At 57.0% G+C, this 26,554-nt stretch carries 23 protein-coding genes and 1 pseudogene; 10 read left to right on the top strand and 14 right to left on the bottom strand.

Annotation, left to right across the window (positions count from 1 at the left end; genetic code table 11):
- On the top strand, window positions 1–426 hold a 426-nt coding region (gene rplI / locus FQK12_RS25295), incomplete at its 5' end, for a 50S ribosomal protein L9 (RefSeq protein WP_146295799.1).
- Window positions 427–572: 146 nt separating this feature from the next.
- Window positions 573–1,523, top strand: coding sequence for a DMT family transporter (locus tag FQK12_RS25300; RefSeq protein ID WP_009652306.1), 951 nt, complete (start codon window positions 573–575; stop codon window positions 1,521–1,523).
- An 18-nt stretch (window positions 1,524–1,541) separates the two neighbouring features.
- On the opposite strand, the gene FQK12_RS25305 is transcribed toward FQK12_RS25300, so the two are convergent.
- Window positions 1,542–2,201: a LysM-like peptidoglycan-binding domain-containing protein gene (locus FQK12_RS25305; protein ID WP_004098005.1), complete on the bottom strand. Its 660-nt coding sequence runs from the start codon at window positions 2,199–2,201 to the stop codon at window positions 1,542–1,544.
- 267 nt (window positions 2,202–2,468) lie between these two features.
- On the opposite strand from FQK12_RS25305, the gene fklB reads away from it, so the two are divergent.
- Together fklB and cycA are read left to right on the top strand one after the other, a co-directional pair.
- Complete coding sequence (fklB, locus tag FQK12_RS25315) at window positions 2,469–3,089, top strand: FKBP-type peptidyl-prolyl cis-trans isomerase (RefSeq protein ID WP_004871077.1); 621 nt, start codon at window positions 2,469–2,471, stop codon at window positions 3,087–3,089.
- A gap of 306 nt (window positions 3,090–3,395) precedes the next feature.
- Entirely contained in the window at window positions 3,396–4,799 is a 1,404-nt protein-coding gene (cycA, locus tag FQK12_RS25320; RefSeq protein ID WP_004128150.1) for a D-serine/D-alanine/glycine transporter, read from the top strand.
- Between the two features lie 114 nt (window positions 4,800–4,913).
- Here the strand turns inward: cycA and ytfE are convergent, their stop codons facing one another.
- From ytfE to FQK12_RS25340, 4 genes are all read right to left on the bottom strand, one after another.
- Window positions 4,914–5,576, bottom strand: a complete 663-nt coding sequence (gene ytfE, locus FQK12_RS25325; RefSeq protein WP_014227630.1) for an iron-sulfur cluster repair protein YtfE — start codon at window positions 5,574–5,576, stop codon at window positions 4,914–4,916.
- A gap of 82 nt (window positions 5,577–5,658) precedes the next feature.
- The gene (locus FQK12_RS25330; RefSeq protein ID WP_014227631.1) at window positions 5,659–6,630 is read right to left on the bottom strand and encodes a DMT family transporter; all 972 of its coding nucleotides are present in this window, start codon (window positions 6,628–6,630) and stop codon (window positions 5,659–5,661) included.
- 75 nt (window positions 6,631–6,705) lie between these two features.
- Window positions 6,706–7,530 carry an AraC family transcriptional regulator gene (locus FQK12_RS25335; protein WP_014227632.1) on the bottom strand — a complete coding sequence of 275 codons (825 nt, stop codon included), beginning with the start codon at window positions 7,528–7,530 and terminating at the stop codon, window positions 6,706–6,708.
- An 80-nt stretch (window positions 7,531–7,610) separates the two neighbouring features.
- Window positions 7,611–8,459 (bottom strand): SDR family oxidoreductase, encoded by an 849-nt coding sequence (locus tag FQK12_RS25340; protein ID WP_014227633.1) that lies wholly within the window; start codon window positions 8,457–8,459, stop codon window positions 7,611–7,613.
- A gap of 90 nt (window positions 8,460–8,549) precedes the next feature.
- Between FQK12_RS25340 and FQK12_RS25345 the strand changes: the two genes are divergently transcribed.
- Complete coding sequence (locus FQK12_RS25345; RefSeq protein WP_004098015.1) at window positions 8,550–8,927, top strand: winged helix-turn-helix transcriptional regulator; 378 nt, start codon at window positions 8,550–8,552, stop codon at window positions 8,925–8,927.
- A gap of 52 nt (window positions 8,928–8,979) precedes the next feature.
- On the opposite strand, the gene FQK12_RS25350 is transcribed toward FQK12_RS25345, so the two are convergent.
- Window positions 8,980–10,923, bottom strand: a complete 1,944-nt coding sequence (locus FQK12_RS25350; protein WP_014227634.1) for a bifunctional 2',3'-cyclic-nucleotide 2'-phosphodiesterase/3'-nucleotidase — start codon at window positions 10,921–10,923, stop codon at window positions 8,980–8,982.
- Between the two features lie 191 nt (window positions 10,924–11,114).
- Here FQK12_RS25350 and cysQ point away from each other — a divergent pair, with 191 nt between their 5' ends.
- A complete protein-coding gene (gene cysQ, locus FQK12_RS25355) occupies window positions 11,115–11,858 on the top strand; it encodes a 3'(2'),5'-bisphosphate nucleotidase CysQ (RefSeq protein ID WP_014227635.1) in 744 nt (247 codons plus the stop codon).
- Here cysQ and FQK12_RS25360 read toward each other — a convergent pair.
- The gene (locus tag FQK12_RS25360; RefSeq protein WP_014227636.1) at window positions 11,848–12,405 is read right to left on the bottom strand and encodes a YtfJ family protein; all 558 of its coding nucleotides are present in this window, start codon (window positions 12,403–12,405) and stop codon (window positions 11,848–11,850) included. The genes cysQ and FQK12_RS25360 overlap by 11 nt on opposite strands.
- Window positions 12,406–12,727: 322 nt before the next feature.
- Between FQK12_RS25360 and FQK12_RS25365 the strand changes: the two genes are divergently transcribed.
- On the top strand, window positions 12,728–12,934 hold the full coding sequence (locus FQK12_RS25365; protein WP_004098023.1) for a DUF1107 domain-containing protein: 207 nt from the start codon (window positions 12,728–12,730) through the stop codon (window positions 12,932–12,934).
- A 67-nt stretch (window positions 12,935–13,001) separates the two neighbouring features.
- On the opposite strand, the gene araC is transcribed toward FQK12_RS25365, so the two are convergent.
- The 5 genes from araC to msrA form a co-directional block, all read right to left on the bottom strand.
- Window positions 13,002–13,874 carry an arabinose operon transcriptional regulator AraC gene (araC, locus tag FQK12_RS25370; RefSeq protein WP_014227637.1) on the bottom strand — a complete coding sequence of 291 codons (873 nt, stop codon included), beginning with the start codon at window positions 13,872–13,874 and terminating at the stop codon, window positions 13,002–13,004.
- 30 nt (window positions 13,875–13,904) lie between these two features.
- Window positions 13,905–15,914, bottom strand: coding sequence for a beta-galactosidase (locus FQK12_RS25375; RefSeq protein ID WP_014227638.1), 2,010 nt, complete (start codon window positions 15,912–15,914; stop codon window positions 13,905–13,907).
- Window positions 15,915–15,932: 18 nt separating this feature from the next.
- Window positions 15,933–17,165: an oligosaccharide MFS transporter gene (locus tag FQK12_RS25380; protein ID WP_014227639.1), complete on the bottom strand. Its 1,233-nt coding sequence runs from the start codon at window positions 17,163–17,165 to the stop codon at window positions 15,933–15,935.
- A 196-nt stretch (window positions 17,166–17,361) separates the two neighbouring features.
- Window positions 17,362–18,705, bottom strand: a complete 1,344-nt coding sequence (locus FQK12_RS25385) for a hemolysin family protein (RefSeq protein ID WP_014227640.1) — start codon at window positions 18,703–18,705, stop codon at window positions 17,362–17,364.
- A gap of 184 nt (window positions 18,706–18,889) precedes the next feature.
- Window positions 18,890–19,528, bottom strand: a complete 639-nt coding sequence (gene msrA / locus FQK12_RS25390) for a peptide-methionine (S)-S-oxide reductase MsrA (RefSeq protein ID WP_014227641.1) — start codon at window positions 19,526–19,528, stop codon at window positions 18,890–18,892.
- Window positions 19,529–19,737: 209 nt separating this feature from the next.
- On the opposite strand from msrA, the gene tamA reads away from it, so the two are divergent.
- The 3 genes from tamA to FQK12_RS25405 are packed head-to-tail and all read left to right on the top strand — an operon-like array spanning window position 19,738 to window position 25,591.
- On the top strand, window positions 19,738–21,471 hold the full coding sequence (gene tamA, locus FQK12_RS25395) for an autotransporter assembly complex protein TamA (RefSeq protein WP_014227642.1): 1,734 nt from the start codon (window positions 19,738–19,740) through the stop codon (window positions 21,469–21,471).
- Window positions 21,468–25,244, top strand: a complete 3,777-nt coding sequence (gene tamB, locus FQK12_RS25400; RefSeq protein WP_014227643.1) for an autotransporter assembly complex protein TamB — start codon at window positions 21,468–21,470, stop codon at window positions 25,242–25,244. The genes tamA and tamB overlap by 4 nt, the downstream gene beginning before the upstream one ends.
- A 2-nt stretch (window positions 25,245–25,246) precedes the next feature.
- Window positions 25,247–25,591, top strand: coding sequence for a gamma-glutamylcyclotransferase (locus FQK12_RS25405; RefSeq protein ID WP_004098039.1), 345 nt, complete (start codon window positions 25,247–25,249; stop codon window positions 25,589–25,591).
- Window positions 25,592–25,722: 131 nt separating this feature from the next.
- On the opposite strand, the pseudogene ppa (FQK12_RS25410) reads toward FQK12_RS25405, so the two are convergent.
- Together ppa (FQK12_RS25410) and ppa (FQK12_RS25415) are read right to left on the bottom strand one after the other, a co-directional pair.
- Window positions 25,723–26,160 (bottom strand): annotated as a pseudogene (gene ppa / locus FQK12_RS25410) (inorganic diphosphatase); the annotation flags it as partial.
- A partial coding sequence (gene ppa, locus FQK12_RS25415; protein WP_261393161.1) for an inorganic diphosphatase occupies window positions 26,123–26,554 on the bottom strand: 432 nt, incomplete at its 5' end. The pseudogene ppa (FQK12_RS25410) and the gene ppa (FQK12_RS25415), both read right to left, overlap by 38 nt.

The following is a 26,554-nucleotide window of genomic DNA, read 5'->3' on the forward strand; positions in this document are numbered from 1 at the left end:
GTAGCAAACCTGGGTAGCCTGGGTGATCAGGTTAACGTTAAAGCGGGCTATGCTCGTAACTTCCTGGTACCACAGGGTAAAGCTGTTCCTGCTACCAAGAAAAACGTTGAATTCTTCGAAGCACGCCGTGCTGAACTGGAAGCCAAACTGGCCGAAGTTCTGGGCGCTGCTAACGCACGTGCTGAAGCAATCAACGCACTGGGCACCGTTACCATCGCGTCTAAATCTGGCGACGAAGGTAAACTGTTCGGTTCCATCGGTACTCGCGACATCGCTGACGCTGTAACTGCAGCTGGCGTTGCCGTTGCTAAGAGCGAAGTTCGTCTGCCGAACGGCGTTCTGCGCACCACCGGTGAGCACGAAGTGGACTTCCAGGTTCACAGCGAAGTTTTCGCTAAACTGGTTGTTAACGTTGTAGCTGAGTAATTTTTTACTCAACTCACGTCGAGACGCCGGCCTTGTGCCGGCGTTTTGCTTTTCTGTCTTTGTCGAATCTTTTCCTGGTATGGTGGCTATTCTTAGCAACTTTCTGGATAATAAAATAAAACACTATTTTATTTCTGGTGAAGTGAATGGACGCACCCTCGATTTTTTCCCGCAAGAAAGTGGCTTATGCCTGCGCAACCCTCTGCTGTCTGCTGTGGGGAAGCTCCTATCCGGCGATTAAAAGCGGCTATGAACTGTTTCAGATTGCCACTGATGATGTGCCGTCTAAAATCGTCTTTGCTGGCTATCGCTTTCTGTTTGCCGGCGCGCTGCTGCTGCTCTTCGCGCTGGCGCAGCGTAAGCCGATTGCCCGCTTGAATCCCCGTCAGTGCGGGCAGCTGGCGATACTGGGCGTCACGCAAACCTCTATCCAGTATGTTTTCTTCTACGTTGGCCTGGCGTTTACCACCGGCGTGAAGGGATCGATTATGAACGCCACCGGTACCTTCTTCAGCGTTCTGCTGGCGCACTTTATCTATCAGAATGACAGGCTGAGCTACAACAAAGCCATCGGCTGTATTGTCGGCTTTGCCGGCGTGATGCTGGTGAACGTTAATCGTTCATTGAGCGATTTTAGCTTTGTCTGGCAGGGTGACGGCTTTGTGGTGCTGGCGGCGTTTATCCTGTCGGCGGCGACGCTGTACGGGAAGCGCATTTCGCAGACGGTTGACCCGACGGTGATGACCGGCTGGCAGCTGGCGTTTGGCGGTCTGGTACTGGTCGGCGGCGGCTATCTGACCGGCGGCACCCTTGAGGTTCACAGCGCCGCTGCTGCGCTGGTTCTGGCTTATTTGACGCTGCTCTCTTCCATCGCTTTTGCGCTATGGAGCGTGCTGCTCAAGCATAACCGGGTGAGCATGATTGCGCCGTTCAACTTTGTGGTCCCGGTCGCCGGCACCGTACTGTCGGCCATCTTCCTCGGCGAGAATATTCTTGAACTGAAATATGCGGTTGCGCTGGCGCTGGTGTGCGCCGGGATCTGGTGGGTGAATAAGCCGGGGACAACATCCGGGAAATCGCCACAGCAGGCCGGGTAAGCTACCCGGCCGTGAGGCCTAACGGACGCGAATAAAGCTGCCGTTCGACTGGCGGGTAAACAGCACCTGCTGGCCGCCGCCGGTATCGATAGTCAACCCGGTGACCACGCCGCTGGCGTTCTGACGGATCTGTACCGTCTGCCCGGTCTGCAGTGAGCTTAGCGGTTTACCGGCGCCTTCCACCTGGGCCATGGCGTAAACGTCAGTCGGCGGCAGGTTGTGGTCGCGGAACAGCTGCGCGAGAGTTTTCCCCGATTCAATACGGTAGGTCCGCCACTGCTGCTCGATGCCGGGAGTCGACTGCGGCTCCTGATAAGGCTGAGATGCGGTCTGCTGCTGCGGCTGATCCGGCTGCTCATCCTGAATCGGCTCCGGTGCGACCGGCGCCACCTGATCGGCATCGTTGACCGGCGGCGTGTTGGTGATGGGCGGCAGCGGGACCGCCTGATTGCCGGAAGAGGGCTGCGACTGGGATTGCAGGTTGAGATTCGCCTCGCGGCTGGCCTGAACCGGGCTGCTGTTATCCTCGGAAGGGAGCAGAACGCCGATAATTACCAGCAGCGCCCCGGCAATGATGCCGCGGCGGTGCATCGGCGGTAGCGGATCCATGAGGCGAAAATGATCCGGGGCGTGCCAGATCTTCGCCAGGGTAGATGTCAGTTCAAAGCGCCCGGGCATGGCTTTCCTCCTGCTCCGCATATTTTTATCCTGCTCTCTCTAGAGTATAGATGGCTAACTTCCTGAAGGACGAGACAAAGCTATGTTTCGTGAGGTTAACCTTATCTCTCTATTGTTTCTGTTTCCCTTAGATTTGTCATCATCCAGGCGACAAAGTTTTACCCGTCGTGCTATGGCTGATATGCTTCCCACCTCTTTTCTCCGCTCGCCGCCTTTCGCAATTTGAAGGCCCGGGAGCATGAGAATCCCACCAAAAAAGGAACAAAGATGGCAACCCCAACTTTTGACACGATCGAAGCACAGGCAAGTTACGGTATCGGCTTGCAGGTTGGACAACAGCTGAGCGAATCTGGCCTGCAGGGGCTGCTGCCGGAAGCGCTGGTCGCGGGTATTGCTGACGCGCTGGAAGGTCAACAGCCGCAGGTGCCGGTGGAAGCCGTTCACCGCGCGCTGCGCGAAATCCACGAACGCGCTGACGCCGTGCGTCGCGAGCGTTTCCAGGAAATGGCCGCGGATGGCGAGAAATACCTGGAAGAAAACCGCGAGCGCGAAGGCGTGAACAGCACCGAGTCTGGCCTGCAGTTCCGCGTTCTGACCCAGGGCGAAGGCCCGATCCCGGCGCGTACTGACCGCGTTCGCGTTCACTACACCGGCAAGCTGATCGACGGCACCGTCTTCGATAGCTCCGTTGCGCGCGGCGAACCGGCTGAATTCCCGGTGACCGGAGTGATCGGCGGCTGGATTGAAGCGCTGACCCTGATGCCGGTGGGTTCCAAATGGGAACTGACGATTCCGCACAGCCTGGCCTACGGCGAGCGCGGCGCGGGCGCATCCATTCCTCCGTTCAGCACCCTGATTTTTGAAGTTGAACTGCTGGATATTATCTAAACAGCAGGTGCTTCCTCTCCCGTACGGGGGAGGGGGCCGCTTTAAATAGTGTAAAACCCTTAAGTTGAGCGTTTGGTGGAGCTTTATATTGCATATCTGCTTGATGGGTGTATTTTTGTGAGCTGTTTCGCGTAACCGGAGTGATATAACACTCACTTTAAACATATAATTAACATTATATCTAAATCATAGTATTCATCCCTCCGATTCTTACCTAATATCGATAAACCCTCGTTCCGGGGTTAATACGAATGAAGGGCCAGTAGAGCCCGAACAACACAGACAGGTACAACAGGAAAAAATCACATGGTAGATCAGGTAAAAGTCGCTGCCGACGAACAGGCTCCGACTGAACAATCGCTGCGGCGAAATCTCACTAACCGGCATATTCAGCTTATTGCTATCGGTGGTGCGATTGGCACCGGGCTGTTTATGGGCTCAGGCAAAACCATCAGCCTTGCCGGGCCGTCAATTATTTTTGTTTATATGATCATCGGCTTTATGCTGTTTTTCGTCATGCGCGCCATGGGCGAACTGCTGCTATCGAATCTCGAATACAAGTCGTTCAGCGATTTTGCCGCCGACCTGCTGGGCCCCTGGGCAGGCTATTTTACCGGCTGGACCTACTGGTTCTGCTGGGTGGTAACCGGGATGGCGGACGTGGTGGCGATCACCGCCTACGCGCAGTTCTGGTTCCCGGGACTCTCTGACTGGGTCGCCTCGCTGGCGGTCATCCTGCTGCTGCTGGGCCTTAACCTCGCCACCGTGAAGATGTTCGGCGAGATGGAGTTCTGGTTTGCGATGATCAAAATCGTCGCTATCGTGGCGCTGATTGTCGTCGGCCTGGTGATGGTGATGATGCACTTCCAGTCACCGACCGGCGTAGAAGCCTCTTTCGCCCATCTGTGGAATGACGGCGGCTGGTTCCCGAAAGGCATCAGCGGATTCTTTGCCGGCTTCCAGATAGCGGTCTTCGCCTTTGTGGGCATCGAACTGGTGGGAACCACGGCGGCGGAAACGAAAGATCCTGAGAAATCCCTGCCGCGGGCGATTAACTCGATTCCCATTCGTATTATTATGTTCTACGTCTTTGCGCTGATCGTGATTATGTCAGTGACGCCGTGGAGCTCCGTCGTGCCGTCAAAGAGCCCGTTCGTTGAGCTGTTTGTGCTGGTCGGGCTGCCGGCGGCGGCAAGCCTGATCAACTTCGTGGTGCTGACCTCGGCGGCCTCTTCCGCTAACAGCGGCGTGTTCTCCACCAGCCGTATGCTGTTCGGTCTGGCGCAGGACGGACAGGCGCCGAAAATGTTCGCCAAGCTGTCGAAGCGCGCGGTACCGGCGAAAGGCCTGACCTTCTCCTGTATGTGTCTGCTGGGCGGCGTGGTCATGCTGATGGTCAATCCAAGCGTGATCGCGGCGTTTACCATGATTACCACGGTGTCGGCGATCCTGTTTATGTTCGTCTGGACGATTATCCTGTGCTCGTATCTGGCCTACCGCAGAAAGCGTCCGCAGCTGCATGAGCAGTCCAAATATAAGATGCCGCTGGGCAAACTGATGTGCTGGGTGTGCATGGCATTCTTCGTCTTTGTGCTGGTCCTGCTGACGCTGGAAGCCGATACCCGCGAAGCGCTGATGGTGACCCCGCTGTGGTTTGTGCTGCTCGGCGCGGGCTGGCTGTTTGCCGGCAAGAAGCGCCTGGCGAAATAAAAAATCTTCGGCAGCGGTTTTTAACGTTGCTTGCAACGGTCCGTCATAAAAAAGGCCACCCGGGGTGGCCAATAAGACTGACAATGTCGAGGGCGCCTGCGGGCGCCTTTTTATTTACTTTCCGGCGAGGGCACGCGGGAACAGTACGTTATTTTCAAGGCTGATGTGCTCCATCAGGTCATCAATCAGCTCGTTGATGCCGTTGTACATCGCTTTCCATGTAGTGCAGGCTTCCGCCGGCGGCGTCACGTTCTGCGTGATGTGCTTAATCACCTCCAGCAGCTCGCCCGCTTCATCATGCTCGCTTTCCATGACGCTGATAGGACCGCCGGCCTGCGTTCCCATGCCCTGTTTGATCATCGGGAACAGAATCTGCTCCTCTTTCATCATATGGCTGGAAAGCTCCTGGTGCAGCATGGTCAGGTACTTGGTTAAGCCTTTCGGAACGTTGGGCTTGTCGGCGTGAACGCGCTCGACTTTAGTGGCCTGTAAAATCAGCTCCGGCAGCTGCTCGCGATGCCGGTCGTGATAGCGAACGATAATGTGATCGATGATTTCCGCATAGGGCGCAGCCCGCCAGTCGCGCTCTACCGGCTCTTCCGCCAGTTTGGCCAGCTCGGCTTCAATCACCGCGACGTCCAGCTCTTTGCGAGACGCCGCGCGCTCTAGCGTCTGTTTGCCGCCGCAGCAGTAGTCCATATCGTATTGACGGAACAGCGCGGAGGCGCGCGGAATCGTCAGCGCCAGCTCGCCTAAAGGTTGGTCACGGAAAGCCATAGCAGTTACCTCGTCATCAAGAATATAAGTTGTATTTTAAATGCATCTTATGTTCCTGGGAATACCCCTTTAGGATACCAGGCTATTTTTTCTCGCTGACCAGCTCCTGCAGCGCGGGCTTTTCCGGGCGGGCACGCACGGCGGACACCACGCCGAGCACCAGCAGCAGGATACCGCTGAAGGTGAGAAGCGGGGGCAGGCTCTGGCGCAGAATAAAGGTATACAGCAGTCCGGCAAGGGTTTCGAAGACGATCAGCGGCCCGAGGATCACCGTTGGCAGACGCTGGCTGGCAACGTTCCAGCACCACGCGCCGACCCATGAACAGAAAATAGCGATCGCCAGCATCAGGGTGACAAACACCGCCGGGCGCGGGCCGAAGGGGAGCGGAAAGTCCGCGTGCTGGCCGTGCAGCCACCCGCAGGCGATAAGGTATCCGGCCAGGGATACCGGCAGGGTCACCAGCGCCTGCGCGGTGGCCCACATCATCGGCGGTTTATCCGGATTTTCCCGCAGCCAGCGGGCGTTGCGCAGCGCGTACCAGGCCCAGCACACCACCGAGATCAGCGCCAGCGCGATACCGGAGCCGTAGCGCCACGGGCTGAAATCGGGTAAGCCCTGATGCAGCTCGGCGATATTGACGCACGTCAGGCCGAGGGCAATACAGACCAGCGCCGGGAACAGGCGTCGCCACGGCAGCTTACCGTCGCGCTGGCTATAGAGCAGGTTGGCGAAAACCGGCAGCACAACCGGCAGGGTGCCGATAATCATCGTCGATACCGGCGCGCCGGTACGCTGAATCGCGCTGGCCAGGCAGACGTAATAGATTAAGTTGCCCATCATGGTCAGCCCCAGCGCCGTCCACCAGTCTTTCCCGGTGAGCTGGCGCAGCCGCGCGCGGCCCAGCCAGGCCAGCGGCAGGGCGATCAGCCCCAGCGCCAGATAGCGCCCCATCGACTGTAAAACCGCCGGGTATTCCGGCACCAGTAAAGGACCCACGAATATCAATCCCCACATCAGCCCTGCCAGCAGGGCGTACAGCACACCACTAATCATCACGCCTTCCATTACTCTTTTCGTTGGCAACAGTGTAGGCGAGCCAAAAGCGGGAATATTGTATGAGGTTGCGCATTAGCGCGGGAGAACCTGCTTTTGATAACGCACCGGCGTAATGCCGTAGCGGCGGGTGAACGCGCGGGTCAGGTGCGACTGGTCGGTCAGCCCGGCGGCGAGAGCGACGTCGGCGGCGGGCATGCCGTGGGTGAGAAACGCTTTAGCGCGCCACAGGCGAATCGCCATCAGCATCTGGTGCGGCGTAACGTGGAAGTGCGCTTTGAACTGGCGCTGGAAATGGTACGGGCTCAGCGCCGCCACCTGCGCCAGCTCATCGAGGGTCACCGTACGCATATAGTTATCGTGCAGATAGTCGCGCACCCGCTCGAAGCGGTGGCGGGCTTCGGGCAGCGCAGCGGCGTGATGGGCAAACGGGCGGAAGGTATCGATCAAATCCAGCAGCAGACCCTGCTGCGCCAGCGGATCGTCAGTATGCCACAGGCCGTAGATGAGATTGCCGATTTGCCGGGAGCGCAGGGGATCCTGACGCACCACCTCGCTGAACCACCAGTGGCGCACGCCGGTCACCTCTTCCAGCGTATCCGGGTCGAGATAAATCATCCGATAGCGCCAGCCGTCGGCGGTCTCCGCCTCGCCGGTGTGCAGTTCATCGGGATTCATGGTGACGATAGAGTTGACCGAAGCCACGTGCTGGCTGCCGCGATAGCGAAAACGCTCGGCGCCGAGCTCTATCGCGCCGATACCAAAGGCTTCATGGGTGTGCGGTTCAAAGGCGTAGCGGGAGATATGGGCATGGTACAGCTCAACGCCGGGCAGCTGCGCCAGATGGCGAAAGCGCGCGCTGTCTCTTTCATCATTAAACTGTTCCGGTACGCCTTGCATGCGATAACTCCCGACGGACATCCGTACATTATTGAGGATGGCCCGCCGGGATGCTACAAAAATTAACCACTATGTAACAGTTACAGAATGCCTTTGACGCTCTCTGCCAGCGTCGTGGTTGGGCGACCGATGAGCTTACTCAGGGTGCGGCTATCGTCGAACAGACCGCCTTTGGACGCGCCGGTATCAGAATCCGCCAGCATGTCAGCCAGGCCAGCGGGCAGGCCTACGCCCTTCAGCGCGGCGGCGAAGTCGGCTTCGCTGAGGTTTTGATACACCACGTTTTTACCGCTTTGTTTGCTCAGCTCAGCGGCAAGTTCGCTGAGGGTCCACGCTTCATCGCCCGCCAGCTCGTACACTTTTCCGGCATGGCCCTCTTCGGCGATAACGCGAGCGGCGGCGGCGGCGTAGTCCGCGCGGGTGGCGGAGGCGATTTTGCCGTTACCGGCCGCGCCGATAAATACGCCATGCTCAATCGACGGCGGCGCGCTGGCAAGGTAGTTTTCGGTGTACCAGCCGTTGCGCAGCAGGGCATACGCAATGCCGGAGTCGGCGAGCATTTTCTCGGTGGCGATATGCTCATCCGCCAGCCCCAGCGGGGAGGTATCGGCGTGCAGCAGGCTGGTGTAGGCGATAAATTTCACGCCGGCGGCTTTCGCCGCGTTAATCACGTTGCGGTGCTGGACGGCGCGCTGGCCAACTTCGCTGGACGAGATCAGCAGCAGTTTGTCCACGCCCTGCAGGGCGGCGGTCAGCGCGGCTTCATCGCTGTAGTCGGCCTGACGAACCACTACGCCCTTTTGGCTCAGCGATTCAGCCTTCGCCGGGTTGCGCACGATAGCCACAACCTGGCCTGCGGGGACGGTAGTTAACAGATTTTCCAGGACGTGCTGGCCAAGCTGGCCGGTTGCGCCGGTAATTGCGATCATAGGTCTTCTCCTTCGTGTTCATTGGCAGTTGTGGTAAGCTAACACCTTAACTAACTTTTAGTAAGTACGTACAAAAAGGTAAGTATGAATATGGCGAATCTGACGCTGAGCGAGCAGCTACGCAACGGCAACCTGTTTGCCGAACAGTGCCCCTCGCGGGAAGTGCTCAAGCACGTGACCAGCCGCTGGGGCGTACTGATTTTGGTGTCCCTGCGCGATGGCACCCATCGGTTTAGCGATCTGCGGCGTAAGATCGGCGGCGTCAGCGAAAAGATGCTGGCCCAGTCGCTCCAGGCGCTGGAGCAGGATGGCTTTCTTAACCGCGTGTCGTACCCGGTGGTACCGCCGCACGTTGAATATAGTCTGACTCCGCTCGGTGAGCAGGTGAGCGAGAAGGTGGCGGCGCTGGCGGACTGGATTGAGCTGAACCTGCCCGCGGTTCTGGCGAACCACGAACAGGTAGCCTGAGGAGGATGTCAGGATAGCCCCGGTAAGCGCAGCACAACCGGGGAACCGGCAATTATTTACTCAAATCCAGCTGATAAATGGCAAAGCCGATATCGTCGGTAGCCACCTGGCGCATCGGGTATTGCGCTTTCTCTTTGATAAACGCCGCGGCCTTATCGCCCGGTGAGGTTTCAAAGCGAATATCCAGCGGTACGGTGCTGTGGATCGGCGCCAGGCGCCAGTTGTTATCCGCCGCCGGATGGATCTCGCCGTTTTTCTTCGACTCCGCGCCAATCCACGCCGCCAGCACCGAGCGGTTTTCATCCGGCGAGGCGAACGCGATATGATCCTCGCCGGTGCCCTGGAATTTACCGCCGTAAGCGCGGTAGTTATTGGTCGCGACGAGGAAAGTGGCTTTCGGATCGATTGGCTTGCCGTTAAAGGTCAGGTTTTTAATTCGCTCGGCCTGCGGATTAACGGGCTGACATTCGCCGTCATAGCGCGCCGGCTGGGTGATATCGATCTGGTAGTTCACGCCATCGATGACATCGAAGTTGTAGGTGCGAAAGCCGTCCCAGTTAATCAGCGACTGCGGCTTACTGCTGCCGGGGTCAATCTGATTGAACTGCCCGGCGGAGCACTCCAGCCACTCTTTAACCTCTTTACCGCTGACTTTCATCACCACCAGGGTGTTGGGATACAGGTAGAGGTCGGCGGCGTTGCGGAAGGTGAGCTGCCCTTTTTCCACTTCAACAAAGCTGGCGGGGTCATTTTTGCGTCCGCCGACTTTAAACGGCGCGGCGGCGGAGAGTACCGGTAGTTTCGCCAGATCCGGGTCGCCCTGAATATAGTGCTCAACGTAAGCCTTCTGGGCCATATTGACCACCTGCACGGTCGGATCGTCCTGCACCAGCGCCAGATAGCTGTACATATTGTCCGAGGATTGACCAATCGGTTTGCCGACAAACTCGCGGGTGGCGTCATGGTCGGCTTTTAGTACCGCCACCATGTTGCTGTCTTCTGCCGCCAGCGATTTCTTCGCCACCGAGTCGTAGATCGGGCGCGCTTCGGCTTTCGCTGCGCTGACCTGCCATTTACCGCTGTCGTTGTTCAGAACCAGATCGACCACCCCAAGGTGATCGCCCCACATGCCCGGCATTACAGCCGGTACGCCGTTCAGCGTACCTTTCGCGATATCTGCGCCTTTGATACCGGCAAAATCTTTGCTCGGGAAGACGGCGTGCGCGTGGCCGAACATAATGGCATCGACCCCAGGCACCTGGCTTAAATAGTAAACGGAGTTCTCCGCCATCGCCTGATACGGGTCGGCGGAAAGGCCGGAGTGGGCAATGACCACCACCACGTCCGCGCCTTTCTCACGCATTTCCGGGATAAACTTGCGCGCGGTGGCGGTAATGTCGTTGACGGTGACTTTGCCGCTGAGATTGGCTTTATCCCAGGTCATAATCTGCGGCGGTACGAAGCCGATATAGCCAATGCGCAGGGTCTGCGTTTTGCCGTCGCTATCCTGTACCTGGGTATCCTGAATCAGATAAGGCGTAAACATCGGTTGGCCGGTTTTGGCGTCAATAATATTGGCGTTCACGTAGGGGAATTTTGCCCCGGCCAGCGCTTTGTGCAGGAAGTCGAGCCCGTAGTTAAACTCGTGGTTGCCGAGGTTACCTACGACATAATCCAGGGTATTCATCGCCTTGTAGACCGGGTGAACATCACCTTCTTTCAGTCCCTTCGCCGCCATATAGTCGCCCAGCGGGCTGCCCTGAATAACGTCGCCGTTATCGACCAGCACGCTGTTTTTGGCTTCCTGGCGCGCTTTCTCAATCAGGGTTGCGGTGCGCACCAGGCCAAATTTTTCCGTGGCGCTGTCTTTGTAATAGTCAAAGTCCATCATATTACTGTGCAGATCGGTGGTTTCCATGATCCGCAAATCGACCGTCGCCGCATTTACGCTGGCGGCGATCAGCGTGGCCAGCAGCGTTGCGCTAAACTTAATCATCAGTGGCGTCCTTTTTTATGAGCAATAGCACAGAAGAAAATGTATTTACATTCTGTTGCTTACAGAAATGTGAATCATGCCAGAAAAGCGGTGAAGGAAACCGCCATCGTTATCACAGATAGCGGAACTCACAATGATGCGATATAAATAAAACAACGAGTTAACGCCACTGTAACCAGACGAGGTGGAGAATGTTAGAACAAGTATGTCAGCTAGCACGGAACGCGGGCGATGCCATCATGGAAGTTTACGATGGAAAACAGCCGATGGACGTTGCCAGCAAGAAGGACGATTCTCCGGTCACGGCCGCGGATATTGCGGCGCACAAGGTGATTATCAGCGGCCTGCTGGCGCTGACGCCCGATATTCCGGTTCTGTCGGAAGAGGACCCGCCGGCCTGGGAGGTGCGCCAGCACTGGCAGCGCTACTGGCTGGTGGACCCGCTGGACGGCACCAAAGAATTTATCAAGCGCAACGGCGAGTTTACCGTCAATATCGCCTTGATTGAAAAAGGGAAGCCGATCCTTGGCGTGGTCTACGCGCCGGTGATGAAGGTGATGTACAGCGCGGAAAAGGGCAAAGCGTGGAAAGAGGAGTGCGGCGTTCGCAAGCAGATTCAGGTCCGCGATGCGCGTCCGCCGCTGGTGGTGATTAGCCGCTCCCACGGCAATGACCCGGAGCTGCAGGAGTATCTGGAGCAGCTTGGCGAACACCAGACCACCTCAATCGGTTCGTCGCTGAAGTTCTGTCTGGTCGCCGAAGGGCAGGCCCAGCTTTATCCGCGCTTCGGGCCGACCTCCACCTGGGACACCGCGGCCGGTCATGCGGTCGCCAGCGCCGCCGGGGCGCACGTTCACGACTGGCAGGGGCGTACCCTTGATTACACGCCGCGTGAATCGTTCCTCAACCCCGGCTTCCGGGTCTCTATTTATTGAGCAGCTTGTGCAGCAGGGCAACCACCTGCTGCACCTCTTCCTGGCTAAGCGCGCCGTCTTTAGCCCACTGTACGCGGCCGTCTTTATCCAGCACCACGATGGCCGAACTCTCTTCATTAAGCTGCCACGCTTTGCGGACCACACCGTTGCTGTCGACGATAAACTGCGACCAGGGGTAGAGCTGCTTGTTGCTCTCAATACTGCTGCGGACAAACATGCCTGAACCCGGGATAGCGTCATCGGTATTGACGATAGTGGTGGTTTGATAGCGATCGTGCGGGAGCTTCGCGCTTTTAATCGCTTCAATCAGGGTCGCGTTTTTTTCTTTTGCCGACGAGCGCCCGGCAATATGCTGCACGACGCGCACTTTCCCCACCAGCTGCGCGCTATTCCAGCTTTTATAGCTAAACTTATCGTTGTTCAGTACCAGCTCCCCCCGCTCCGCGACGCCGACCGGCGCAACGCGCTGACCATCGACAAAGTTATGCGCCGACGCCATCAGCGGGAACAGGAGACATGAAACGGCCAGTAATCTACGTAGGGTCATGGTGTTTCCTTTTATTATCTGTGCAGGTGATCCGACCACTTGGTCTGCTTTAATCATAAGTGCGATTTATGGGCATTACCCGCAATGATGGTGCCAGTTTGCGTGTTGACGCACAATTCCGTCTAAAATCGGCGACTTATACTACCTTCATCGGATGCCTGAAACGAAAACTCTGAATTATTGTCATCATAAGGTAAATAAACTTATACAAACTGGGTATCACTCAGATTCTGGACTATAGTTTCAGGGCATTAAAATTTGCGATTCCGGTACGTGGGCTAACTGTGGCACCACAGGAGCGTAACCCTGGCAGGAGACAACAATGAAAATTTTCCAACGCTACAACCCGCTACAAGTAGCGAAGTACGTGAAGATCCTGTTCCGTGGACGTTTGTATATCAAGGACGTTGGCGCTTTTGAGTTTGATAAGGGCAAAATCCTTATCCCGAAGGTTAAGGACAAGCTGCATTTGTCAGTGATGTCTGAAGTCAACCGTCAGGTGAGCCGTCTGCAAACAGAGATGGCATAGCCTGAAAAGAGGTATGACTACACGGTAAAAAGGCGGCTCCCTAAGGGAGCCGTTGATGTTTCTGGACCTATCCCTTCATTTCCGCATAGCGTTTACGGTACTCGCCCGGGGGAATGCCGTTATGTTTACGGAAAATGCGCGTGAAATAGACCGGGTCTCCGTAACCTACCGACAGGGCGATCTTGTTAAGCGGCAGGGAGGTGCTCTGGATCAGCCACCTCGCGCGGTTGATGCGCTGCGCCTCGCGCCAGGCGTAAACCGTTTGCCCCAGCTCATTTTTGAACAAATGCGCCAGCCGCGAAGGGGAGAGAAAAACCATCGCCGCCAGGGTCTCGATCTTCATCTCCTGGGCAATATGTTCGTTAAGATAGTCGCACACGGCGTTAATCCGCGGGTCGTGGGCGTGGCGGTTGCTGATCGGCTGTCGCTGAAAGCAGTTCAGGATCAGGCGCTCCAGCGCATTCATCGCCAGCGCCTCCGACAGCGGGGCGGAAGCGGAGTAGTGGCGGATAACTTCATAGAACAGATCGCGCAGACTCTGCAGCTGCTCAGGATCGTTGACCGTGGTTTTACCAATGCCGTGGGTCGTTTGATCCCATTTTAGCCAGTCTATCCAGTAGGGCCGGGGGATGAAGTAGATCCATAAATGATCCCAGTATTCGCTGTGTTCGTCCCGTCCGTAATGGTGGGGAACGCCGGGCGGGAAGAGCAGCAGATCGTTTTCACGACACAGAAGGGAGCCGTCTCCCGCTTTCGCGCGCGCCTGGCCGCGCAGCGTCAGATTGATGATGTAACCTTTCATCCCCTGCGGGCGGTTTATGTAGTAGTCCAGCTTTGAGCCGCGGGTGATGGGGGTAAAGCCGGCGACGACCCAGGCGTTGAAGGTAAAGGTCTTCATCAATGGCGAGAAGTTCAGTAGCTCATTGATATCCAGTTCCATCGTTTCTCCCGCCCGAGCGCCGCCGCCCGCTTAACTTTCGATGATAGTAAATTCCCATGCTTTGAGGCGCAACGGCTGGCCGCAGCTAACTTTTTCCCCGCTCAACAGCGCGTTGCCCGATGTCTCGCTGATAAACGCCTGCGGTTCGCCGGAGTAGTTGAACAGGAAGTGGATGCTGTTGCCGTCGCGGTTGCGCATCTTTTTGACCACCAGCGGATAGCGGTAGGCCGATGTACGTGAACGCAGATCCAGTCCTGCGGTCAGCCGATCGAACAGCTGGCTAATCAGCGTTTTCTGCGGCAGGAAGCCAACGTAAATGGCCCGACCCTGAGCGTAATCCGCCTCGGTGGCGGCGGCATAGTCGCCCCATGCCGGATGCTGATAGCGCAGTAGCGTACGGGTACCGGCGTCCGGCGTCAGCAGCTCCATCCACAGCTCGGCCTGATTGTCTTGACGGCAATCAATGTCCGCGCTGCAGGCGCGTACCGTGGTTTCTTCCGGCAGGGTGAATTGACTGTAGCTCACGCCGCAGCTCTCGCGCAAAATTCCCGGCTGCGCGCCGCTGCGCACCTTCACGTTTTCATCGCTAAAGCCCGATTTAAAGCCGATCAGCGCTCTGCCGCCCTGTTCGATATAGCGGTTGATGCGCGTCAGCAGGCCATCATCGGCGGCGTAGAGTCCGGGTACGATCAGCGCGCGGTAGCGCGCGGTTTCCTCGTTAACGTCGTGGATAATATCGAGGCTGATATTGTGGTCGTACAGCGCATCGTGGAAGCGGCGGAAAATATCGTTATAAATATTGCCCTGCGCGTCGCCGGGGCGGAACTGGTTAAGGGCGTCCATCGCCTCATTGCTTATCAGCAGCGCGACGTCGTTTTCTGCCTTCAGCTCCGCCAGCTGCGGCGACAGGCGGGCAAAGTCAGCCCCGATAGTGGTGGCCTCCTGCCAGGTCGCGTTGCGCGAGAAGTCGTGGCTTAACAGCCCCTTCCAGTAGGTCTCGAACGCGTTATGAATCGAATGCCAGTGCCAGTAAGAGACCATTGCCGCCCCCGATGCCACGTGGCTAAAAGCCTGCAGGCGCAGCTGGCCCGGATAAGGTGTCCACTGGGCAAAGCCCTGCGCCTGGGTTTCCAGCACGAAGTAATTCTTACCCTGCTTTAGCGAACGCGTAATGGCGCCGCCAAACGCGATTTCTCGCCCGGTCAGGTGTTTCTGGCTCGGGTGATAGATATCGACACCGGCAATATCCAGCGTCTGCGCCGCCGCAAAATGGTCAACTCGCGGCTGCACGCCGTAGGAGTAGCCGCGCCATTCAAAATCGAAGTTGTGGGTGACGAACTGATGCGGCTGGGCATATTCGCGCACGATCTCCGCCTGCCAGGCGAGATACTCCGTCACCTGCTGGCGCTGGTAGCGGGAGAACGCGCAGGCGAGGCTGGCGTTGATAGTGTTTTCGACCGGCGGAAAATCCTGCCAGCTATCGATGCGGTTGCTCCAGTAGTCCAGACCAAAATCGTTATTCAACCGGTCAAGATCGGGGTATTTTTCCCGCAGGCTGCGTACAAAACCCTCCTGCATATGGCGGCCGATATTATCGTAATGCTTGGTTTCGTTATCCAGCTGCCAGCCAATAATCGCCGGATGGTGCTGCACGTGCGCCATTAGCGTACGGATAATCTTTTCGGCATAGCGGCGAAAGGTCGGGTTGACGATATCCATAATCTGGCGCGGGCCATATTTTTGCTGCCCGTTGACGGTAGTGACCAGGATATCCGGGTGCTTCGCCGCCAGCCAGGCCGGGACGGCGTAGGTTGGCGTGCCGATAATCACCGCGATCCCCGCTTTATGCATGGCATTCAGCACCCGGTCGATATGGTAGAAGTTATATTCGCCCTCCCGGGGCTCCAGCGTACTCCAGGTCGATTCGGCAATCCGCACCACGTTAATGCCCGTTTCCTGCATTAAGGCGATATCTTTCGCCAGCCGATCTTCCGGCATATATTCATCGTAATAGGCCACGCCATAAAATAAATCAGACATACAGGTTACCTCCTTAAATTAATGCGCGGGCGCCGGCTGCGGGGCAAAAGCGCGCGCTTTGTCCAGCGTAATAAATGAAATCAGGGTAAAGCACAGGGCGATACCGCCGAGCACGATATAGCTGCTGGTAAAGCCCATGCTCTGGTACATGTGACCGATGCCGGTAGAAAGGAAAATAGAGCTAAAGCTTTTCGAAAACTGGAAGCCGATTAAATAAACCGTGGCCGAAAGCAGCGGGTTGAAGTTGGCCGTAATATATTTCAGCGCGGCGACGAGTAATACCGAGCTCTCAAAACCGTGCAGCAGTTTAATCAGGCTAATGGACACCGGACCGATAGCCCAGGCCGAGCCGATAATGCGCAGACTCATGATCATTCCGCAGTACAGCAGAGCATTTTTCGGGCCGATTTTATTCACGAACCATGGGGCGAAAAACATCACGACCGCATCAAGGAAAATCTGACCTGTGGTTAAATAGCCGAAGACTTCCGCGCCGCGCGCTTTGCTCTCAAAGAAGTGGCTGTAATAGATGGCGAACTGCTGGTCGTAGGTTTCATATACCGCGCCGACGCCGATCGTGTAGATCGCGAAGAACCAGAATTTCTTCATTTTCAGCAGCGAGGTGGCGTCGCTCAGGGTGACCGGCGAGGCTTTACTGCTGTGTATCGCGCCTTGTTTATTCGCGCTAATCTGCATTTTCCAGACAATGACCAGCAGGCATACGCCGGCACCGCTGGCCAGCCAGAAAATCATGTTCTGGTCGATCCCGTAGAGCTTGCCTGCCGCGAAGGTGCCGATAGCCGCGCCAATGCCGCCAAACATTCTGGCGCGACCAAACTCAAAACCGGAAGCGCGGCTGACTTTATCAATGTAAGCTTCGCAAATACCGCAGCCTGCGCCATAGGCCATGCCAATATAGATGCCGCCCGCCAGCGCCCCGAGAAAAACGTTAACTTTTAATAATGGCGCAAAGACGTAGATCCAGTAGGGGGCAAAGAGGGTAATAATGATGGCCAGCAGCCACATCAGGTTTTTACGATAGACCAGCCTGTCGGATATAAAACCGAATAGTGGTTGAACGCAAACGGCAATAATCGCGGTAAAGGAATAAACCAGACCGACGTCAGTGTAATTAATGCCGATGGTTTCCGTTAACCACAATGATAAATAAGGATAGCAGCATCCCCAGCCAATAAAGAAGAACAGGAAGAACAGACAGCTTATATAGTAGTTTTTATTTGATTCTATCATGGTAACCCTCGCTTCCTTTATTCAGGAATATGATCGTGTAGACGCGAGCAAAGTTACCTTTTTGCGCAGAGGGGAGTCATGAACGTTTCGCTGTGGAGCAGTAAAAATCTGCTATTGCCCGAGGGGCGTGAGCAGCCTCACATTCGGGCAATAAAAAAGGCGGATTTTCATCCGCCTTGTCGGTTCGTCAACGGTTTTACGCTGACTCTTTATCGCTGTTGGCCGCATCCGGCAGCTTGGGCACCAGCACCGTCGGCTTATTGTCGATACGGGTCACCAGCAGCTGATCGATGCGGTAGTTGTCGATATCCACCACTTCGAACTTATAGCCGGAGAATTTCACCGCGTCGGTGCGCTTGGGAATTTTACGCAGCATAAACATCATAAAGCCGCCGATGGTCTCGTAGTTGCCGGACTGCGGGAAATCATCGATATCCAGCACCCGCATCACGTCGTCGATCGGCGTTCCGCCGTCAATGAGCCAGGAGTTTTCATCGCGCGCGACGATCTGCTCTTCCAGCCCCTGGCCGACGAGGTCACCCATCAGGGTGGTCATCACGTCGTTCAGGGTGATAATCCCGACCACCAGCGCATATTCGTTCATGATCACGGCGAAGTCTTCACCGGCGGTTTTAAAGCTTTCCAGCGCTTCAGACAGCGTCAGGGTATCCGGGACAATCAGCGTATTGCGAATCTGCACGCCGCCGGTCAGCACCAGACTCTGGTTTGCCAGCACGCGGTTCAGCAGGTCTTTGGAGTCAACGTAGCCGATGATGTGGTCGATATCTTCATTACAGACCAGGAACTTGGAGTGCGGATGCTCCGCGACCTTATTCTTCAGGCTCTGTTCATCTTCGTGAAGATCGAACCAGATGACGTTTTCACGCGAGGTCATCGATGAAGGCACGGTGCGCGATTCCAGTTCGAATACGTTCTCAATCAGCTCATGCTCCTGCTTACGCAGCACCCCTGCCAGCGCGCCGGCTTCCACCACGGCGTAAATATCATCGGAGGTAATGTCGTCTTTACGCACCATCGGAATTTTGAACAGGCGGAAGATATTGTTGGCCATGCCGTTAAACAACCACACCAGCGGGCGGAAGAGAAACAGGCAGAAGCGCATCGGGTTGATGATGCGTAAAGCGACGGCTTCAGGCGCGATCATACCGATGCGTTTCGGAGTCAGGTCAGCAAACAGAATGAACAGGCTGGTGACCAGGGTAAAGGAGATAATAAAGCTCAGCTGTTCGGAGAGCTCCGGGGACATATAGCGGCTAAAGAGGCCGTGAAACGCCGGCGAAAATGCCGCATCGCCGACGATACCGCCGAGAATCGCTACCGCGTTGAGGCCGATTTGCACCACGGTAAAGAACATCCCGGGGTTTTCCTGCATCTTCAGCACGCGTTGAGCGTTGATGTTGCCGTCATCGGCCAGCAGCTTGAGTTTGATTTTACGTGATGCGGCCAGCGAGATTTCCGATATCGAAAAGAACGCACTGACGGCTATCAGACAAAGTATTACTAAAATACTGTTTAACATATCTTATCTGACCGTTGAGATCAGATCCTCGGAAGGGAAGTGGATAACGCTAAGTGGAATTCACAAAAAGCCGGTCCGAAGGCTCTGGACCGGCGATAGCACGGCGTAGTATAGCGTAAGGTACTGTAAAGCCGCCAGAGCGTAAATTATTCAATCCGGCGGCCTGCCCTACGGTGCAGCCGCATCAGGCCTGCGGCGGCAAACAAACCCCAATTCCGCCAATGCCGCAGTATCCGTAGGGATTTTTATGCAGATACTGCTGATGATCGTCTTCCGCATAGTAGAACGGCTTCGCCGTCGCGATCTCGGTTGTGATAGTGCGCGGGTCGTTGGCTTCATTCATTGCCGCCTGGAAACGCGCCAGGCTGGCCTTCGCCGCCTCGCTCTGCTCAGGCGTTAGCGGATAAATCGCGGAGCGATACTGCGTTCCGCGGTCGTTACCCTGCTGCATGCCCTGCGCCGGGTCGTGATTTTCCCAGAATACCTGGAGCAGCTGCTCATAGCTGATAACCTGCGGATCGTAGACCACGCGCACGGCTTCAGCATGGCCGGTCTCGCCGCTGCAGACTTCGCGGTAGGTCGGGTTGGGCGTATAGCCGCCGGTATAGCCGGCGGCGGTGCTATAAACGCCGGGCAGCTGCCAGAACAGGCGTTCAACGCCCCAGAAGCAGCCCATGGCGAACAGGGCGACTTCCATTCCTGCGGGAACGTTGGTCATCGAGTGACCATTGACGGCGTGGAGCGTAGCCACCGGCATCGGCGTGTTGCGTCCCGGCAGCGCGTCCGCTTGGGCGACAAGATGCGTTTTATCAAATAGACTCACGGTGGGCCTCTCAAAACAGAAAATGTGGTTAAGGTTGTAACCAAGCGTGTCTTTGAACACAATAAACGCGCTTAATACGTCTAGATTTAAACATAAGAATTATTTGGGATAACGTCTATTTTTCAACCCTTAGTTGTTAGGGTTTTGTTAAGCCGTGGAGCGGCACTTTCGTTTCCTTCGGGGGGAAACAAGGATATTCAGGAGAAAAAGTGCTACAAATCCGCCAGTTATGTATCGCCAGCGTTTTGCTGGTCAGCGGGGTCGCCAGCGCAGCGAGCGTGCGTTTGCAGGTTGAGGGACTATCCGGGGAACTGGAAAAAAACGTCCGCGCCCAACTCTCTACGATCCAGAGCGATGAAGTCACGCCGGACCGGCGCTTTCGCGCGCGCGTTGATGATGCTATCCGCGAAGGACTGAAAGCGCTGGGCTACTACGAACCCACGATTGATTTTGATTTACGTCCGCCGCCGGCGAGGGGGCGTCAGGTGCTGATCGCCAAAGTCACGCCCGGCGAACCGGTGCGCATTGGCGGCACTGACGTGATTTTACGCGGCGGCGCCCGAACCGATCGCGACTATCTGGATTTGCTAAACACGCGCCCGGCGATCGGCACGGTCCTCAATCACGGTGATTATGACAGCTTTAAAAGCTCTCTGACCCGGGTTGCGCTGCGTAAGGGCTACTTTGACAGCGAGTTTAATAAAAGCCAGCTTGGCGTTTCCCTCGACCGGCATCAGGCCTTCTGGGATATCGACTACAACAGCGGCGAGCGCTACCGCTTTGGCCCGGTCACTTTTGAAGGCTCGCAAATTCGCGACGAATATCTGCAAAACCTGGTGCCGTTTAAGCAGGGCGACTACTACACCTCGCAGGATTTAGCCGAACTTAACCGCCGCCTGGCGGCAACCGGCTGGTTTAGCTCCGTCGTGGTGGCGCCGCAGTTTGACAAGTCCCGCCAGACGAAAGTGCTGCCTTTGCAGGGCGTGGTCTCTCCGCGTAAAGAGAACACCGTGGAAACCGGGGTTGGCTACTCAACCGACGTCGGGCCGCGCGTCAAAGGCACCTGGAGAAAGCCGTGGATGAACTCCTACGGCCACAGCCTCACTTCCAGCCTCAGCCTTTCCGCCCCTGAACAGCAACTTGATTTCAGCTACAAGGTACCGCTGTTAAAAAGCCCCCTGGAGCAGTACTACCTGATGCAGGGCGGCTTTAAACGTACGGATCTCAACGATACCAAATCTGACTCCACCACCCTGGCCGTTTCGCGCTACTGGGAGATGTCGAGCGGCTGGCAGCGCGCGCTGAACCTGCGCTGGAGCCTTGACCACTTTACCCAGGCCAACGTCACCAACACCACCATGCTGATCTATCCCGGCGTGTCGGTGAACCGTACCCGTTCGCGCGGCGGCCTGATGCCGACCTGGGGCGATTCGCAGCGCTATTCGGTGGACTACTCCAACACCATGTGGGGCTCGGATATTAACTTTATTGTGATGCAGGCGCAGGACGTCTGGATCCGCACCCTTTATGACCGCCACCGCTTCGTGGTGCGCGGCAACCTCGGCTGGATTGAGGCCGATAACTTCAGCAAAGTCCCGCCGGATCTGCGTTTCTTCGCCGGCGGCGACCGCAGCATTCGCGGTTATAAATACAAATCTATCTCGCCAAAAGATGACGACGGCAAACTGATGGGGGCCTCGAAGCTGGCTACCGGCTCGCTGGAGTATCAGTACAACGTGAGCGGCAAGTGGTGGGGCGCGGTGTTCGTCGATAGCGGCGAAGCGGTAAGCGATATCCGCGAAAGCAACTTTAAAACCGGCGCCGGCCTCGGCGTGCGCTGGCAGTCTCCGGTTGGGCCAATCAAGCTGGATATCGCCAGACCGATCGGCGACAAAGAAGAGCACGGTTTACAGTTTTACATCGGTCTGGGGCCTGAATTATGAGTTTATGGAAGAAGATAAGCCTCGGCGTACTGATTTTTCTGCTGCTGCTGCTGGGGACGGTAGGATTCCTGGTGGGGACGACGACCGGCCTGCATCTGGTTATCAAAGCCGCCGATCGCTGGGTCCCGGGGCTGGAAATCGGTAAAGCCACCGGCGGCTGGCGCGATCTGACGCTGGAGAACGTGCGCTTTGAGCAGCCGGGCGTGGCGGTCACCGCCGGCCAGTTCCATCTGGGCGTTAAGCTGCGCTGCCTGTGGGACAGCAGCCTGTGCGTCAACGATATCTCCCTGCGCGATATCTATGTGGCGATCGATACCAGCAAGATGCCGCCAGCGGCGCCGGTTGAAGAAGAAGAGAGCGGGCCGCTGAATCTCTCCACGCCTTATCCCGTCACCCTGAGCCGGGTGGCGCTGCATAACGTCAACGTAAAAATTGACGATACCGCCGTCTCGGTGCGCGACTTTTCCACGGGGCTTAACTGGCAGGAGAAAAACCTCACCCTGACGCCGACCTCGCTGCAGGGGTTGCTCATCGCGCTGCCGAAGGTGGCGAAGGTGGCTCAGGAGCAGGTTGTCGAGCCGAAAATTGACAACCCGCAGCCGGAAGAAAAGCCGCTCGGCGAGACGATGAAAGAGCTGTTCTCGAAACCGGTGCTGCCGGAAATGACTGACGTCCATCTGCCGTTGAATCTTAATATTCAGGCGTTCCGCGGCGAGCAGCTGCGTCTCACCGGCGATACCGATATAACCATCTACAATCTGCTGCTTAAAGTCAGCAGCATCGATGGGCAGATGAAGCTGGACGCGTTGGACGTGGACTCCGACCAGGGGAAAGTCACGGCTTCCGGTAACGCGCAGCTGCAGGATAACTGGCCGGTCGATATCACCCTCAACGGTACGCTGAATATTGACCCCCTGAAGGGCGAGAAAGTGCAGCTAAAAGTGGGCGGCGAAGTGCGTAAAAAGCTCACGGTCGGCGTCGATCTGAATGGTCCAGTCGCGATGACGCTGCGCGCCGAAACGCAGCTGGCTGAGGCCGGCCTGCCGCTGGATATGGAGGTGAAAAGCAAGCAGCTCTACTGGCCGTTTACCGGCGAGAAAGCGTATCAGGCTGACGATCTTCTGCTGAAATTTAACGGCAAGATGACCGACTACACCCTGGCCTTTAGCACCGCGGTGAAAGGGCAGTCGCTGCCGCCAGCGAAGATTAACCTGAACGCGAAGGGCAACGAGCAGCAGGTAAATCTCGATAAGCTCACCGTCGCCGCCCTCGAAGGGAAAACCGAACTGAAGGCGCTGCTCGACTGGCAGCAGGCGATCAGCTGGCGCGGCGAACTGACGCTTGACGGTATCAACACCGCTAAAGAGGTCCCGGACTGGCCGTCGAAGCTCAACGGTCTGATTAAGACCCAGGGCAGCCTGTACGGCGGCAGCTGGCAGATGTCGGTGCCGGAGCTGAAAATTACCGGTAACGTGAAGCAAAACAAAGTCGATGTAAGCGGATCGCTGCAGGGCAACAGCTATATGCAGTGGAAAATCCCCGGCCTGCATCTGGCTTTAGGCCCTAACAGCGCCGACGTGAAAGGCGAGCTGGGGGTCAAAGACCTTAACCTCGACGCCACCATTGATGCGCCGCATCTGGATAACGCCCTGCCGGGCCTGGGCGGGACGGCGAAAGGGCTGGTGAAGGTTCGCGGCACCGTCGACGCGCCGCAGCTGCTGGCGGATATCACCGCCCGGGCGCTGCGCTGGCAGGAGCTGTCGGTGGCTCAGGTGAACGTGAAGGGCGATGTGAAATCCACCGACCAGATTGGCGGTAACCTTGACGTACGCGTTGACCGTATTAGCCAGCCGGGCGTGAATATCAGCCTGGTGCAGCTCAATGCGAAGGGCAATGAGAAGCAGCACGACCTGCAGCTGCGGGTGCAGGGCGATCCGGTCTCCGGGCAGCTTTCGCTGGCGGGGAGCTTTGACCGCAAAGCGGAGCGCTGGAAAGGCACGCTGAGCAATACCCGTTTCCAGACCCCGGTGGGGCCGGTGGCGCTGACGCGTGATATCGCGCTGGATTACCGCAACCTTGAGCAGAAAATCAGCATCGGCCCGCACTGCTGGACTAACCCGAACGCCGAGCTGTGCGTACCGCAGACCATCGACGCCGGCGCGAGCGGGCGCGCGGTGGTGAACCTCAACCGTTTCGATCTCGCGATGCTCAAGCCCTTTATGCCGGAAGCGACCCAGGCCAGCGGCGTGTTTAGCGGTAATGCCGATGTGAGCTGGGACACCACCAAAGAGGGGCTGCCGCAGGGTAAGGTCACCCTGAGCGGGCGTAACGTGAAGGTGACGCAGACGGTCAACGACGCGCCGCTGCCGGTGGCTTTCGATACCCTGAACCTCACGGCCGATCTGCACAATAACCGCGCCCAGCTGGGCTGGCTGATTCGCCTGACCAACAATGGCCAGCTGGACGGGCAGGTGCAGGTCACCGATCCCCAGGGCCGACGCAATCTGGGCGGTAACGTCAATATCAGCAACTTCTCGCTGGCGATGATCAACCCTATCTTCTCGCGCGGTGAAAAGGCGGAAGGGAGACTGAACGCGCGTCTGACGCTGGGCGGTAACGTCCAGAGCCCGCAGCTTTTCGGTCAGATGCAGCTGAACGGCGTGGATATTGACGGTAACTTTATGCCGTTTGATATGCAGCCGAGCCAGCTGGCGATGAATTTTACCGGTACCCGTTCGACCCTGCAGGGGACGGTGAACACTCGCCAGGGACAGATTGCGCTCAGCGGCAACGCCGACTGGACGCAGATTGACAACTGGCGCGCGCAGATTGCGGCGAAGGGCAGCCGGGTGCGGATAACCGTGCCGCCGATGGTGCGCCTGGATGTGTCGCCGGACGTGGTCTTTACCGCCACGCCAAGCCTGTTTAACCTGGATGGCAGCGTTGATGTGCCCTGGGCGCGAATCGTCGTCAACGAAGTGCCGGAAAGCGCCGTTGGGGTCTCATCTGACGAAGTGATGCTGGATAAAAATCTGCAGCCGATTAAGCAGCAGAGCGCCGGTATCCCTATCAACAGCAATCTAACGATTCACGTGGGCAACAACGTTCGTCTCGACGCCTTTGGTCTGAAAGCGCGTCTGACCGGCGATTTGAAAGTGGCGCAGGACAAACAGGGGCTGGGGCTCAACGGGCAGATCAACATCCCGGAAGGGCGTTTCCATGCCTACGGCCAGGATCTGATCGTGCGTAAAGGCGAGCTGCTGTTCTCCGGTCCGCCGGATCAGCCGCTGCTGAACATCGAAGCCATTCGTAATCCGGACGCCACCGAGGACGACGTTATCGCCGGCGTTCGCGTGACCGGCTCGGCCGATCAGCCGAAAGCGGAGATTTTCTCCGATCCGGCGATGTCGCAGCAGGAAGCGCTCTCTTACCTGCTACGCGGGCAGGGTTTAGGCAGCGGACAGAGCGATAGCGCAGCCATGACTTCAATGCTTATTGGTATGGGGGTTGCACAAAGTGGTCAGGTTGTGGGTAAAATCGGCGAGACGTTTGGCGTAAGCAATCTGGCGCTGGATACCGAGGGAGTGGGCGACTCCTCCCAGGTGGTGGTCAGCGGCTATGTACTGCCGGGTCTGCAGGTAAAATATGGGGTAGGGATCTTTGACTCCCTGGCGACGTTGACGTTACGCTATCGCCTGATGCCTAAGCTATATATGGAAGCTGTGTCTGGCGTAGACCAGGCTCTCGATTTGCTCTATCAGTTTGAGTTTTAGCAATGCGAATATTTGTTTACGGCAGTTTACGACGCAAACAAGGCAACAGCCACTGGATGACCAACGCTCAGTGGCTGGGCGATCATAGTGTCAATGATTATCAACTGTACAGCCTGGGCCACTATCCAGGCGCGGTGCCCGGCGATGGCACGGTACATGGTGAGGTCTATCGTATTGACGCATCGACGCTGGCTGAATTGGATGCGCTGCGTACCAAAGGCGGCGAGTATGCTCGTCACCTGATCCAGACGCCCTACGGTAGCGCCTGGATGTATGTCTATCAGCGCCCCGTTGAGGGCTTCACGCTGATAGAAAGCGGCAACTGGTTGGATAAAGACCAGTATTAATAACGATAACGCCACCTTCGGGTGGCGTTGTTTTTTGTGGCGTTGGGTGCTGTCGCCGGCTCGGGCATGGATCAACGGCCAAAAAAACACCGCCCGGAGGCGGTGTTTTTGCGAACCTGAGTGCGGCTGAATTACTTCTTAGCGCGCTCGAAGGAAGCCACGATTTCAGCTTTCGCCGCTTCAGCGTTGTCCCAGCCGTCAACCTTAACCCATTTGCCCGCTTCGAGGTCTTTATAGTGCTCGAAGAAGTGGGTGATCTGCGCTTTCAGCAGTTCCGGCAGGTCGTTCACATCTTTAATGTGATCGTACTCTTTGCTCAGCTTGGTGTGCGGTACCGCAACCAGTTTCGCATCTTCACCGGATTCGTCGGTCATTTTCAGCACGCCAACCGGACGGCAGCGGATGACTGAACCTGGCTCCAGCGGGTACGGCGTTGGGACCAGAACGTCAACCGGGTCGCCGTCCAGGGACAGGGTGTGGTTGATGTAGCCGTAGTTGCACGGATAGAACATTGCCGTGGACATGAAACGGTCAACGAACAGTGCACCGCTCTCTTTGTCGACTTCGTANCGCTTCCGCGTTGTCCCAACCGTCGACTTTAACCCACTTGCCTTTTTCCAGATCTTTGTAGTGCTCAAAGAAATGAGTGATCTGGGCTTTCAGCAGTTCCGGCAGGTCGTTCACATCGTTGATGTGATCGTATTCTTTGCTCAGCTTGGTGTGCGGTACGGCAACCAGTTTCGCATCTTCACCAGATTCGTCGGTCATCTTCAGAACGCCAACCGGACGGCAGCGGATCACGGAGCCCGGCTGCAGCGGGTACGGAGTCGGGACCAGCACGTCAACCGGGTCGCCGTCCAGGGACAGGGTGTGGTTGATGTAGCCGTAGTTGCACGGATAGAACATTGCCGTGGACATGAAACGGTCAACGAACAGTGCACCGCTCTCTTTGTCGACTTCGTA

The sequence above is a fragment of the Klebsiella sp. ME-303 genome (assembly GCF_007910085.1).
Classification (GTDB): domain Bacteria; phylum Pseudomonadota; class Gammaproteobacteria; order Enterobacterales; family Enterobacteriaceae; genus Klebsiella; species Klebsiella michiganensis.